At 65.5% G+C, this 11,399-nt stretch carries 15 protein-coding genes and 1 pseudogene; 12 read left to right on the forward strand and 4 right to left on the reverse strand.

The features are described from left to right. Positions 1-224 precede the first annotated feature (224 nt). The 4 genes from AB0I38_RS24735 (at position 225) to AB0I38_RS24750 (ending at position 2,238) form a co-directional block, all read left to right on the forward strand. Positions 225-569, forward strand: a complete 345-nt coding sequence (locus AB0I38_RS24735; RefSeq protein ID WP_358471901.1) for a hypothetical protein — start codon at positions 225-227, stop codon at positions 567-569. A gap of 73 nt (positions 570-642) precedes the next feature. Then, complete coding sequence (locus AB0I38_RS24740; protein WP_358471903.1) at positions 643-1,101, forward strand: hypothetical protein; 459 nt, start codon at positions 643-645, stop codon at positions 1,099-1,101. 466 nt (positions 1,102-1,567) lie between these two features. After that, a complete protein-coding gene (locus AB0I38_RS24745) occupies positions 1,568-1,828 on the forward strand; it encodes a CopG family transcriptional regulator (RefSeq protein WP_358471905.1) in 261 nt (86 codons plus the stop codon). After that, on the forward strand, positions 1,825-2,238 hold the full coding sequence (locus AB0I38_RS24750) for a type II toxin-antitoxin system VapC family toxin (protein WP_358471907.1): 414 nt from the start codon (positions 1,825-1,827) through the stop codon (positions 2,236-2,238). The genes AB0I38_RS24745 and AB0I38_RS24750 overlap by 4 nt, the downstream gene beginning before the upstream one ends. A gap of 295 nt (positions 2,239-2,533) precedes the next feature. Here AB0I38_RS24750 and AB0I38_RS24755 read toward each other — a convergent pair whose 3' ends face one another. Further along, positions 2,534-3,124, reverse strand: coding sequence for a hypothetical protein (locus AB0I38_RS24755; RefSeq protein WP_358471909.1), 591 nt, complete (start codon positions 3,122-3,124; stop codon positions 2,534-2,536). Between the two features lie 205 nt (positions 3,125-3,329). Between AB0I38_RS24755 and AB0I38_RS24760 the strand changes: the two genes are divergently transcribed. Both AB0I38_RS24760 and AB0I38_RS24765 read left to right on the forward strand, forming a co-directional pair. After that, positions 3,330-3,491 carry a hypothetical protein gene (locus AB0I38_RS24760; RefSeq protein WP_358471911.1) on the forward strand — a complete coding sequence of 54 codons (162 nt, stop codon included), beginning with the start codon at positions 3,330-3,332 and terminating at the stop codon, positions 3,489-3,491. 506 nt (positions 3,492-3,997) lie between these two features. Next, positions 3,998-4,279: a hypothetical protein gene (locus AB0I38_RS24765; RefSeq protein ID WP_358471913.1), complete on the forward strand. Its 282-nt coding sequence runs from the start codon at positions 3,998-4,000 to the stop codon at positions 4,277-4,279. Positions 4,280-4,419: 140 nt separating this feature from the next. Here AB0I38_RS24765 and AB0I38_RS24770 read toward each other — a convergent pair whose 3' ends face one another. Then, positions 4,420-4,854 carry a GNAT family N-acetyltransferase gene (locus tag AB0I38_RS24770; protein WP_358471915.1) on the reverse strand — a complete coding sequence of 145 codons (435 nt, stop codon included), beginning with the start codon at positions 4,852-4,854 and terminating at the stop codon, positions 4,420-4,422. 497 nt (positions 4,855-5,351) lie between these two features. Then, a complete protein-coding gene (locus AB0I38_RS24775) occupies positions 5,352-5,549 on the reverse strand; it encodes an SHOCT domain-containing protein (protein ID WP_358471917.1) in 198 nt (65 codons plus the stop codon). Positions 5,550-5,998: 449 nt separating this feature from the next. On the opposite strand from AB0I38_RS24775, the gene AB0I38_RS24780 reads away from it, so the two are divergent. Together AB0I38_RS24780 and AB0I38_RS24785 are read left to right on the forward strand one after the other, a co-directional pair. After that, complete coding sequence (locus AB0I38_RS24780; protein ID WP_436838776.1) at positions 5,999-7,336, forward strand: IS701 family transposase; 1,338 nt, start codon at positions 5,999-6,001, stop codon at positions 7,334-7,336. Positions 7,337-7,367: 31 nt separating this feature from the next. Further along, complete coding sequence (locus AB0I38_RS24785; RefSeq protein ID WP_358471921.1) at positions 7,368-7,823, forward strand: hypothetical protein; 456 nt, start codon at positions 7,368-7,370, stop codon at positions 7,821-7,823. Positions 7,824-7,832: 9 nt separating this feature from the next. Here the strand turns inward: AB0I38_RS24785 and AB0I38_RS24790 are convergent, their stop codons facing one another. Beyond that, the gene (locus tag AB0I38_RS24790; RefSeq protein ID WP_358471922.1) at positions 7,833-8,177 is read right to left on the reverse strand and encodes a hypothetical protein; all 345 of its coding nucleotides are present in this window, start codon (positions 8,175-8,177) and stop codon (positions 7,833-7,835) included. A gap of 148 nt (positions 8,178-8,325) precedes the next feature. Between AB0I38_RS24790 and AB0I38_RS40425 the strand changes: the two are divergent. The 4 genes and pseudogenes from AB0I38_RS40425 to AB0I38_RS24810 form a co-directional block, all read left to right on the forward strand. Then, positions 8,326-8,556: pseudogene (locus AB0I38_RS40425) on the forward strand (IS1634 family transposase); the annotation flags it as partial. A 138-nt stretch (positions 8,557-8,694) separates the two neighbouring features. Next, positions 8,695-9,342, forward strand: coding sequence for a class I SAM-dependent methyltransferase (locus tag AB0I38_RS40430; RefSeq protein WP_436838777.1), 648 nt, complete (start codon positions 8,695-8,697; stop codon positions 9,340-9,342). 304 nt (positions 9,343-9,646) lie between these two features. Further along, positions 9,647-9,844 (forward strand): leucine zipper domain-containing protein, encoded by a 198-nt coding sequence (locus AB0I38_RS24805; protein WP_358471926.1) that lies wholly within the window; start codon positions 9,647-9,649, stop codon positions 9,842-9,844. A 617-nt stretch (positions 9,845-10,461) separates the two neighbouring features. Beyond that, positions 10,462-11,163 carry an N-terminal phage integrase SAM-like domain-containing protein gene (locus tag AB0I38_RS24810; RefSeq protein ID WP_358471928.1) on the forward strand — a complete coding sequence of 234 codons (702 nt, stop codon included), beginning with the start codon at positions 10,462-10,464 and terminating at the stop codon, positions 11,161-11,163. Positions 11,164-11,399 lie beyond the last annotated feature (236 nt).

Genomic DNA, 11,399 nt, shown 5'->3' on the forward strand with positions numbered 1-11,399 from the left:
CCGCCACGACGGACCGGTGGCATGCCGGCGTCGGGCACAACGCTGTGGGCGGGCGCGATCACCTGCCCCCTGGCAGGCGATCCCCCACGGCCCGATCTGCGCGGCTTGTTCGGGGACCGGCGGGCGGGATGATCAGGTTTCCACCTCGGTCATTTCACGGACCTTCAGTCATCGCTCCACCCTCGGATGGCATCCCGGAGCCGGAGGCATGAAAGGGGTTGTCCATGCGCCTGCTGAGACTTCTCGCGGACTGCTACTGGCGAATGGACGCGTTCTTGGACGGCGATTCCACGCCACAACAGGGTCAGCGGTTCTCCGCGGCTCATCCTGTGCGCCTCGGGCTGCTCTTCGGTTCTGGCCTAGGCGGTTTCATGGGCGTCCTGGCGTTGTTCGGCGCCATGGCCGGAGCGAAGAACGCTCTCACGCTGACGTCCTTATTCGTTTGCCTCGGCGTTGCGGCCTTCGTGGGGGTGTTCATGATGGGCTTGGGCTACTACGAACGCTGGCGTCAACGGCACTATGGCCACTACCCGCATGAGGTCCAGGACGGGCCCGGCAACCGCCTATAGGAGGCGGCGCGAGACCGGGCCCCAGGTGGCAGCCCGATGCGTGCCGGCAGTTCGGCAGCGCATACCGTGGTGAATGATCGTCGCCGACGGAAGCATGGAGATCGTGGTAGAAGCCGAAGCGTCCCGTACCCATCGCGTCATGGCGCGCGTCTGGATCGGCCTGATCCTGGCAGTGGCGTCTCTGGCGAACTACCTTGCCTGGCTGGGGTGGGACCAGGAACGGGATGTGGAGCCGGACGGCAGCCTCAGCGGCCCCTACCAGCCGTGGCAGGTGGCGGGCTTGGTGATCGTCCTGGGAATCCTCGCCGTTCTCGCCGGTCGGCGCGGTCACCCGGTCATCGGCACGCTCAGCATCGCGGGTGTGACGTGGTTGTCCTGGTCGATCGACGCCGCTACGTCGGACGACAGCGGCCTATGGGTCGTGGGTGCCGTGTTGCTGTTTCCCGCTGTCTTCGTTGGTGTCGCCGTGGTCGCGTTCTGGGCGGGTCACGCGAAAAAGCGAGGCAAGAAGAGCGACGCGCCGACTTCCTGAAGTCGCATCGACCGGGGCGGCATTGGATCAGCCCGCGCGCCGATCGTCGACCTCGACCGACAGGGATGGCCATGACGTGGCGAACCGTACCAGCTCGTCGGCCGACAGGCCGACAGGCCGCTGGCTGCGGGCAGAGGCTCGCCAAACCGGAGGTCCTTCGACGCCATGATCGGCCTCTTCACGGTCCGATCGTGATGGTCGAGGCGGGTGTCTGTGCCTCGCCCGTCATCCGCCACGGACACTGAGCCATCGCGGTGGAGCGTGACGGTACAGCTTGCTCCGTTGTTGCACTCCGCCTCGTCGGCTGCGTAGGCGACGACTTCGAGGACCAGGTGCCGAACGCCACCAGAGTGAATACGAGGAGACCGCTGAGTTCTCGACCGTGCGGCAACTCACCGGCGGCGGCCCTCTCGACCTCAGCAAAGCGGTCACGAAGCGGAGGAGGATGAGAGGTAGGATAGAGAGCATGAGTGAGCCTACTGGTAAGTATTCGATCACCATGCCGCGTGACATCGCCGAGGCCGCCCGGACCCGGAGTGGACCTTCTGGCCTGTCCGCCTACGTCGCCGCCGCCGTGGCCCGCCAGATCGAACGCGACAACCTCAGCGAACTCATCCAGGTCGCCGAGGCCGAGCACGGCCCCATCACCGACGACGAGATCCAGGCGCTGCGCGACCAGCTCCACCAGGCCCGGCGGGGACAGGCCGGCGGCGGGGCGGCCGCGTGACCCGTTCTTCCGCCACTCCTGGCGGCACCCTCGTTCTCGACAGCGAGGGGCTGGCCAAGGCCGTCCTGCGCGACCGTACGGTCACCGCATGGCTCGCTCTTGCCCGTGCCGACGATCTCCGCGTCATCACCTCTGCCGCCACCCTCGTCGAGGTGGTCCACCCCCACGTCAACCGGCCGGCCCTGGAGTGGACGCTGTCGCGCCTTGTCGTCGAGCCAGTCACCGAACCGATCGCCCGCCACGCCGCCACGCTCTTGTCCGACGCCGGCCTGCACGGGCACAAGTACGCCATCGATGCGATGCTCAGCGCCACCGCCCTCGCCGCTCCAGGTCCCGTCACGGTCCTCACCTCCGACCCCGAGGACCTCGCCGCCCTGTGCGGCGTACGCGTCACCGTCATCAAGGTCTGAGTCATGCCCCTGGCCTGCTGATTCCGACAGACTGATCATCCGGCCTCATGGAACGCAGAGATCAACGACCCTGGACGACATCCAAGCCCAGGCACCGAATCCACCGGTCTACCTGAACTATCGCTTTGAGAGCAGGCGACGGAATCGAACCCGCGCTGTCAGCTTGGGAAGCCTTCCAATCATGATCGTCCATTCGGGTGGCTCCCAAAGTGGCTCCCGGCAAGGCCAATGGATCACCCCGCCAAGTTACCCTGGCCCTGGTAAGTCCTTGGTGTCGGGACGAACGACTCGTTTTTCAATCGTCGATCCAGATGTACCACGGTCCGTCGAAGTGGCGGTAGTAGCCTGGCGCGTCGATGTCCGGCTCGCCATTCGGGCTCCAGGCGAAGCCGTAGCTTCCGAAGAAGCCCGTGTCCTCGATCATGAAGCCGAAGGCCCGGCGGGATCCTTCAAGGTATTCGACGGGATAGAGGCCGATCCAATTCCGCTTCCCCGGCGGCGTCCCCTCTGACACCGTCTTCGCGAAGTGATCGAGGCTGCCGCGCGACAACTCGAAACGCATCCTGACCGGTGCACCGATATAGACCAGTGAGCCGGCCAACGCCACCACCAGGGGTGGCACGGCCCAGAACTGCCAGTTACGACGCAATGCGATCAGCCTCTCCCGCCTGATAAGGACGACACCGAGCATGATCAGCCAGCCGACGCCGAACAACAGCCAGCCGGCGCCGACGGGCATGAGCCATGTGAAGTGCCACCCGGGAACACTCGTCGCATAAATCGTTCCGACCCCCAGCAATACAGCGACCGCCCCCCACGTCCTGCCGCTGACGTTCATGGGAGCACGCTGGCGGGACGCGTTAGAAAGATCGCTGGTCGTGTCCACCGCGTGATCGTAACTGCCGCTCGTGGCGATTCCGCCGTGCTCGTGTATACGTTTTGTGCAGAACGCCACGACCGATGTCGTGAGCTCCGTTCAGACCAACGACGAAGATCAGCCGACACGGGGCGATCGTAGGGCTGTATCCGTGCGGCGGCGTGGCGCAGGGGTCGGTAGGGCTGGCGCGGGACTCAGGGACCTCATGGCACGCATGGGACACGACAACGTCCGCGCCGCGATGATCTATCAGCACGCCGTCCGAGGAGCCGACAAGCTGATCACCCAAGCCATCGACAAGCACCTGATCGGGCACGAACGGGCACGCGACGATGACGACGACAACCCGCTCGGCCTGCTGGTTCCCATTAGATGACCACCACCCCTAGGGTCCATCCCATGGATCATCGTGGTCATCTACGCAACCCACCAGAGCATGACCACCGCTGCATCAGGGCACCTCGTGGCGCACTAGAGCTCTGGCGAACGGCTCTCCGGTGGCCCGTGCGTATGCCATCCGCGCGCGTGCTTCGCTGAGTGTGCGCGGGCGGTAGCCGAGGCCGCCGCAACAATTTTTATGAAAGCGGACACCGCGTGCAGTAACAGCGAGAGCACCCGCCAGGCCGCGACGTCCCGCCGACGCGGGGCTGCGAAGGCGGAACCAACATGAATCAGTGGCTTGTCGCAGCGCGGGCACGTTGTGCCCAGGGAGCGGGTAAGGCTGCTTGTACGAGGCGCGGCAAGGCAGGCAGACGAATGATGTCTTGAACCTGAGCTGTTTCCCTCGACCGAGGTGCGCGTAGTCGAGGTGGTGGCCTACACCCGTCCTCGTGAAATACCGACCGTGGCGCGCCCGGTGGGTGGCCGAGGAAAGGAGCAGGCATGTCGACCGAACCGGAGCCGGGCCTCGCGCCCGAGCACACGAGACCCCGCTATACCAAGAATGAGCCGATCATGATGACGGTCGACGGGCAGGACTTTCGCATTCGTGAGCGTGCTGGGAGGCCCGGCGAGTACGACTTCGACTGGCTCAGCGGGCCGCACGAGTACGGCTTCGGGATCACCCAAGCTGCCGGCACCGCGATGACGCTGCCTGAGATGGAGGAGGCCATCCGCGGCTTCCTCGCTGAGATCGACCCCGCCACCGGTTACCTGAAGGAATAGCTGAGCGGGCATGACCTTCCCCGGTAGCTCCGCGACCGAAGGATGGGCAGGCCCCTGCCTCAGCCATTACAGGCCGACGGTGATGAGCACGTCCTTGGTGATCATCCTGGAGTCGGAGCGCCCCCGCCGGAGGCGCCCTTTCAGGCGGTCAGCCGCTTGAACATGTGCACGTCTTCGTGACCGTCGGGAATACCGAGCATCCGACCGGTTTCGACGTAGCCGTGCCGCTGGTAGAAGCCGGGAGCCTGGAAGGTGAAGGAGGAGACGGCGACCCGGTCACACCCTCGTCGTATGGCTTCCGCCTCGGCGGCTTGCAGGATCTTGCTGCCCCATCCCTGCTCGCGACTGTCCCCGCGGACCCACAGCATTGAGATCCCGCAGAGCCCGCCCCAGGTCCAGGCGGTCAGGCCGCCGACCAACTCGCTGTTTCCATCGGTGACCTTAATGGAGAAGGAGTCACCGTAGGCCGTGCTGGTGGCGGCTTCGTTGAACGCCGTCAGTGCATCGTCGAGTTGCTTGCTCAACTCGGGGTCGTCGTCGCCGACGACCAAGGTCGAGGCAGAGTCTGCTGTCACGCTGGTGGAGTATGTCAGCGGCGTCCGGTTCGGAGCGAACGAATTTCGCGTGGCCGAGCTGCCATCCGCCGGGACCGGTCCCGAGGCCGGTCAGCAATCTTCCGGCGCCCTACGCTGTGACGTCCAGCTCCGCGTACATGCCGGCGCCGTAGTGACCAGGCAGATTGCAGATCAACTCGTACGGCCCGGTTTGAGCGTCAAAGTCGTCCAGCCCATGGAGCCGGGGGCGACACCCATCGGTTCACCCGTTCCTGGGCCGCAGGTCTGCGACGCCTCACCCGGGCTGCCTGTGCCCATCATGCTCCCCATATCGCTCAGGTCGACGTCCACCACGGTGCCGGGCAATGCCGGTACCTGGCACTCGCTGACCTGCGGGGAGACTGATCCCGCACTCTCCTGCTCCGCCACCAGTCCCGCCAAGGCCGCCGTGGACGTGGTGCCTAGCACGACTGCGGCCAACGCACCAGCGGCCAGCCGTCCTCTCTGCCGCAGGACACTCACCTGCGCCCCTGTAGCAACTCCAGACGACGTTTGTATTCGTCGACGTCGATCTCGCCTCGGGCGAGTCGCTCAGCCAGCATGTCCTCTGGCCGCTGTGGGCCTTGGACCCAAGGCCCTTCCGTCTTCCGCGAGCCGCCGATGTAGCGGACCAGCGCCACGATCCCAGCGATGATCAATCCCCAGAACAGGATCATGGTTATCCCCATGACCAGCCAATAGCCGGTCCCATAACCCCACATCATTGCCCCCAGCCCTCCTTTCAGGAGGTCTCCGTTCGAACATGTCACGACGGTGACAATGACCGGCAGGGCCGTTGGTCCCACTGGAGCGTGCTGATGGTCCTGTAGTGGCGAACTTCGGATGCGGCCAAGCGCCGGAAGCCGCACGGCAGCGATCGCCCCCGACAACCCGCGCTGCGCTCACCTCGGCCCCGACGTGGCGATCGTAGGGCGGTATCGGCAACCCTCCCGATGAGCTAGTACGGCAGCCGCCATTTGCTGTATGAGCTGGGACGACGCGGTGCTGGGCCGGCGTGAGTTTCTGGCGGGATCCCCGTAACACGAGAGCAGCCGCTCGTGATCATGTCTGTGTGACGAGAACAAGATCCAAAGCGGCTGCTGCCCTCATCGTAGAGGCCAGGCGGGTGCAACGGAACCTCGACGACCTCATGGGCGCGCTGGCCCCGATGTTTCCCCGGATCGAACCGCGGATGCAGGCCGCCAAGTACGTCCGGGCCGTGATGTCCGAGCTGCCCCGGCGCAACGGCTGGACGATCGCCGAGTGGATCGGTGACCGCCGTCCGGACGCCACCCAGCGCCTGCTCAACCGGGCCCGATGGGACACCGCAGGTGCGATGAGCACTGTCCGCCGCTTCGCCGTCACCCGGCTGGACGCCGCCGCCCGGCCGGGCAGCCTGACCGTCGGCGTGCTGGACGAGTCCGGCCAGGAGAAGAAGGGCACCGCCACAGCAGGCGTCAAACGCCAGCACATGGGCTGCGCCGGCGGCATCGACAACGGCATCAACACCGTCTACCTGGCCTACGTGCGCGCCGGGGCAGGGCACACGCTGATCGGCGCCCGGCAATGGATCCCCGCCGAGCAGATCAGCGACCCGGTCACCGCCATCACCACCGGCCTGCCGCTGGACCTCAGCTTCGCGACCAAGGGCGAACTGGCCATCGGCCTGCTGCGCGAGGCCTACGCCGACGGCGTGCGCCTGGACTTCGTGACCGGGGACGAGGTCTACGGCGCCTGCACCAAGCTGCGCACCTATCTGGAGAACCACGGCCAGGCCTACGTGCTGCGCATCCGCGCCACCTTCACCCTCACCCTCGGCGGCGGCACCTGCCTGACCTGTGAACAAGCCGTGGCCAAGCACCTGCGGCCCAAACGCCGGTGGACCATCCGCTCAGCCGGGCACGGTTCCAAGGGCGAACGCACCTACGCCTGGGCGTGGATCGCCACCGCCAGCCCTGCCCACTTCCTGCTGGTCCGCAAGCATCGCACCACCGGTGAGCTGGCCTTTCACTACTGCTACGTGCCCGCCGGTCAGCCGGCCACCCTGGCCAGCCTCGTCTCAGCCGCCGGGTTGAGATGGCCGGTGGAGGAGAGCTTCCAGGCCGGCAAGGACCTGTTCGGCCTGGACGAGTCCCAGGTCCGCCTCTATGAGGCACTACTGCGGCACCTCGTGCTGGTCATGGCCGCCCTGGCCGTCTGCGCGGTCACCGCCGCCGCAGCCCGGCATGGAACCGACACCCAGGCCGGCCGCCCCACACATCCCGATGAAGCGCCGCCTGCCGACCCTGGCCTGATCCCGCTGACGGTCGCCGAGGTCAAGCGCCTGTTCAACGCGGTCACTGGACATCCACCGACACTGGAACACACCGTCCACTGGTCGACCTGGCGACGCCGCCATCAAGCCCGCGCCCGCTGGTTCCATCACCGAGCCCGTCTGACCACCGCCTATATCCAGGTCAACTAACGAATGGCGGCTGCCGTACTAGGTTCCCGGAATGGCGATCGACATCACGGGCGAATGGTGGCGGGGCGACGCCTCGGACGACATTGCCGACTACCTCGAAGAACTCGCGCCCGGCGGCTACCCGGTGCATGCCGTTACGCCATCGAGGGGCAAGGACTGTTCTGGCAAGGTCTTCCGGATCGAACTTGATGCAGGGGGCGTTTGCGCACGCCGTACTTGCGTCGCCTGCGACCTGCTCGCCTACATGCTCGACAGTGACGAGTACTGGATGCACGGCGATGAAGGGGACGGGCCGGAGAAGATCGCTTGTCCATGCGGTTCAGAGCATTTCGAGTGCACCGGTGGATTCAGCTTCCGTGACGGAGACGCTGAAGTCCGCTGGGTCAGCATCGGCATCCGTTGCGTCGAGGACGGTATCCTCGGCTGCTGCGCGGACTGGCAGATCAGATACGGACCTGGCTCGCGTCACCTGCTCGATCTGGCCTGAGAACGCCGCTCACCTTTCGGCGATGTTGCCAAGGGAGAAGCAGAGCCCGGAGCGCAGCTCTTCCAGCTCTCGGCGGAAGGCATCCCGTTCGGCGATCAGCTTCTCTACATCGTCCAGAGTGAAGAGCGTCTTGGAGGGGCCGTTCATGGTCCAACCGTGCTGACCGGGTTCCCAGAAGATCTCGACTTCGGTGCCCTCGTGGGGGTCTCCGCCCTTGGTCGCGTCCTGCGCGGTCGTGACGCTGACCTCCTCGACGCGGAGATGCCAGCTGTCGCTGTCGTGAACGTCGATCACAACGGGAGTTTCGTCGGGCAGGCAGATGAGGTAATCGACGAGTTGGCGGACAGTGAGCATAGGCGCAGGGTGACATGGATCGCGCGCCTGCGTACACCCGATTATCACGGAGTTAGAGTGCTTACGCCGGAGCCCTCGGGGGTCACGACGGTGTGTGACATGTGGGTCGAGTCGTCCCGAGTTTCCGGGCACTGGCAGGGGACAGGGTGGCATCCCCGTGCGGGTGTGGTGCCGGCCCGGCAGCACCAACGACCAGCAGATCCTGTCCGAGGTGAAGGACGACATGCGGGACTGGAAGCTCGGCCGCGTGATCACCGTGGTCGACCGCGGTTTCTCCAGCGTCGACAACCTCGCCTGTCTGCGCCGGGCCGGCGGGCACTTCATCGCCGGGATGCGCATGCGCGATGGCAACGCTCTGGCCGAGCAGGCTCTGTCGCGGCCGCCGCTCTCAGCTTGGGAAGCGGCCACTGATCTTCGTGCGCTGACCTGCGGAATCATAGGTCCTACTAGGGCGTGTTTCGAAAGTGGGGTTGAGCAATGGCGTGCGGGATTCTGGAGGGCCGTATGCTGCACTCGCATGAAGGATCTTGGTAGTCAGGTCGCGTACTGGGATAGCGTCGGCGTCACGAAGACATTCACCCACCCGGTGAACCCCGACTGGCTGGAAGGGGTGAGCCGGACCACTCGGATTTTGGACTACGGCTGCGGGTACGGCCGTGTCATGGCTGAGCTGGGCGAACACGGCTTCACCGATGTGTCCGGCGTGGACCTGTCTCCCGGGCTGATCGCGCGGGGCCGCCAGTTGATGCCTGACCTGCGCTTCGCGGTCCTGGAGTCTCCGCCGGAACTGGCTTACCCACCGGCGAGTTTCGACATGGTTCTGCTATTTGCGGTGCTGACGTGTGTCCCCGACGATGACGCCCAGCGGGCGTTGGTCGCCGAGCTGAGCCGTGTCCTGGCGCCCGGCGGGCTGCTCTACGTCAGCGACATGATCCTGCAGGACGACGAGCGAAACCAGGGCCGCTACGCCGCGCATGCCCAGCAGTTTGGCACTCCATACGGGGTGTTCGCTACTGACGACGGTGCGGTGTGCCGACACCACGACATCGCCGAGCTGCGCGCTCTGCTGCTGGGCTTCGACGTGGTAGACGAGCGCCAGATCGACATTGTCACGATGAATGGCCACCGATCACAGGCGGTGCAACTTCTGGCCCGCAAGCGGTGAGGTCACAGCCATTCGTTGATGGCGGCGATGGTCACGGTGGCTTCATAGCGGACGGCGAGCTTGTCGTACCTGGTCGTGACGGCCCGGTGGCGTTTGAGTCGGTTGATGCCGGTCTCCACGACGCGCCGCTCGCGGTAGTCGATCTTGCAGAACCGGCAGCAACGGCTCCAGCGGCGCCCACTGCGCGGCGGTCAAATCACCACGACCCACGCAAAGATCATCCAAAAGTGGGATCACCATGTGATCCACTTCTGAAACACGCCCTAGGGGCGGTGTGATTCCCCGCTGTTCCCCGTGATTCACCATGATTGCCCGCTGCATCTGGCACGAATCTGGCATGACGATCATGAGGTCAACCAGTGGAGTCTCCAAGGGCTGGGTGTGCAAGCTCCTCACGCGTTATCGGGCCGAGGGCGAGGCCGCGTTCGAGCCCCGGTCGCGACGACCGCACACCTCGCCGAACGCGATCGACGCCGACACCGTCGATCGCCCCCAGCCTTGATCGGAGACCAACCGTCATCAGGTGATCGTCGAGCACAACCATCTCAGACCTGAGTTTGATCTTTGACTCGTGCGTTGTCGGCGGACTATCCCTGGCACCGATGAGGAGACACAGCGGAGCAGGCTGGACTATGTCTCGGGCTCCGCTTCAGCTCGGAGATATCGGCCCCAGATCTGGGCTTTGCGATAGGGTCCGCACCCGTCGCTGTCGTATTGAGGCGCATCGAAGGTGACCCAGTACGTCAACTCCCCAGGAGATGCGTGCGGATGCTGAACGGGCTCAGGCGCGCCCATGGCGTCGATCGTTCCTAGAAACTCGCTCTGCCACGGCCCGTTCAGGATCGGGTCACGCAGCAATATGACCCGATTTCCTGGGGCCAGGGCATCTGTCGGCCATGACCGATTCAGTGGACGGCCGAGGAGGTGCTCGACGGCTTCCCGGTCTCGCGCGCTCGCCGCATCATCAGATGCGGGGGTGGAAGTCACATGTTCATCCTCTCGCACGACTCCGGCGACTTCAGGGGGCAAGAAGTTGGGAAGCGAAGGTCGACGCGGGCGGTCGATTCTCGGTGCGGCGGTGCGGCGGTGCGGCCTCGGTACGGTGGCCGATGGGCTGGTATGGCGGCCGGATGGTGCGGCGGGCGGCCCGGGGCCGTGCGCAAGCTGCCATCGGGACGTTTCCAGGCTCGCTACACGGGGCCTGACGACGTGGAGCGTACGGCACCGGAGACTTTTCCGAGCAAGACCGATGCTGATGTCTGGCTTGCTCGGAAAGAGGGCGAGATCCACGACCAGGAGTGGACCGATCCGGACGCGGGCGAGGTCCCTTTCCGGAGTTACGCGGCCTCGTGGATGACGGAGAGGACGCTCCTTCCCAAGACGGCGCAGCTCTACGAGGGCCTACTTCGGCGGCACATCATGCCGACCTTCGGCGAGAAGCCGCTGACGGAGATCACCTCACGTCACGTTCGGCAGTGGCACACCAAGCTCCTGGAGAGCGGTCCCGGCGCGTCGCCCGTGGCCAAGGCGTATCGACTGCTGCGGGGCATCCTGAACACGGCTGTGGAGGACGACCTGATCAAGAAGAACTCGTGTCGGATCAAGAACGCCGGGGTGGAGCGTCCCGAGGAACGCCCGGTGCTGACCGTCTCGGAGGTCTTCGCGCTGGCCGATGTCGTGCCTCGCCTCCTAATGGCCCGGCGATCAACTTGTGACCTGGTGTTTCTCGCGCGACGCGCGCATCTCGCCCGTCTGAGATCATCCCGTCTGCCCTCGGCCCACCCGAAGTGGAAGCGTGCCAAGGCCTCGGGTAAGAGATGATCGTGCTGTGGGCTTCGGGACATACGCCAGACGCGTTCGCGACCGTGATCTTCCTTTCGGGGGGCGCTTCCGCGCGCTGAGGTGCGCAGTCAGCTGCTACCACCCGATCGGCTTCAACGCGACTTGGTCATACCTGACCACTGTCCGTGGCCGTGCAAAAGTAGCCGCAGGTGGCCGGGTTGAGGTCACCGCTGGTGGCCAGTTTTAAGTCCCCACGTCTGTTCGTGCGCGTCTGC

The sequence above is a fragment of the Nonomuraea cavernae genome (assembly GCF_040655715.1).
Lineage (GTDB): Bacteria > Actinomycetota > Actinomycetes > Streptosporangiales > Streptosporangiaceae > Nonomuraea > Nonomuraea cavernae_A.

Bases quoted from the DNA above. Each gene is read 5' to 3' on its own strand.
- AB0I38_RS24735 (WP_358471901.1), top strand. From the start codon at position 225: ATGCGCCTGCTGAGACTTCTCGCGGACTGCTACTGGCGAATGGACGCG.
- AB0I38_RS24740 (WP_358471903.1), top strand. From the start codon at position 643: ATGATCGTCGCCGACGGAAGCATGGAGATCGTGGTAGAAGCCGAAGCG.
- AB0I38_RS24745 (WP_358471905.1), top strand. From the start codon at position 1,568: ATGAGTGAGCCTACTGGTAAGTATTCGATCACCATGCCGCGTGACATC.
- AB0I38_RS24760 (WP_358471911.1), top strand. From the start codon at position 3,330: ATGGGACACGACAACGTCCGCGCCGCGATGATCTATCAGCACGCCGTC.
- AB0I38_RS24765 (WP_358471913.1), top strand. From the start codon at position 3,998: ATGTCGACCGAACCGGAGCCGGGCCTCGCGCCCGAGCACACGAGACCC.
- AB0I38_RS24775 (WP_358471917.1), bottom strand. From the start codon at position 5,549: ATGATCCTGTTCTGGGGATTGATCATCGCTGGGATCGTGGCGCTGGTC.
- AB0I38_RS24785 (WP_358471921.1), top strand. From the start codon at position 7,368: ATGGCGATCGACATCACGGGCGAATGGTGGCGGGGCGACGCCTCGGAC.
- AB0I38_RS24790 (WP_358471922.1), bottom strand. From the start codon at position 8,177: ATGCTCACTGTCCGCCAACTCGTCGATTACCTCATCTGCCTGCCCGAC.
- AB0I38_RS40430 (WP_436838777.1), top strand. From the start codon at position 8,695: ATGAAGGATCTTGGTAGTCAGGTCGCGTACTGGGATAGCGTCGGCGTC.
- AB0I38_RS24805 (WP_358471926.1), top strand. From the start codon at position 9,647: ATGATTGCCCGCTGCATCTGGCACGAATCTGGCATGACGATCATGAGG.
- AB0I38_RS24810 (WP_358471928.1), top strand. From the start codon at position 10,462: ATGGCGGCCGGATGGTGCGGCGGGCGGCCCGGGGCCGTGCGCAAGCTG.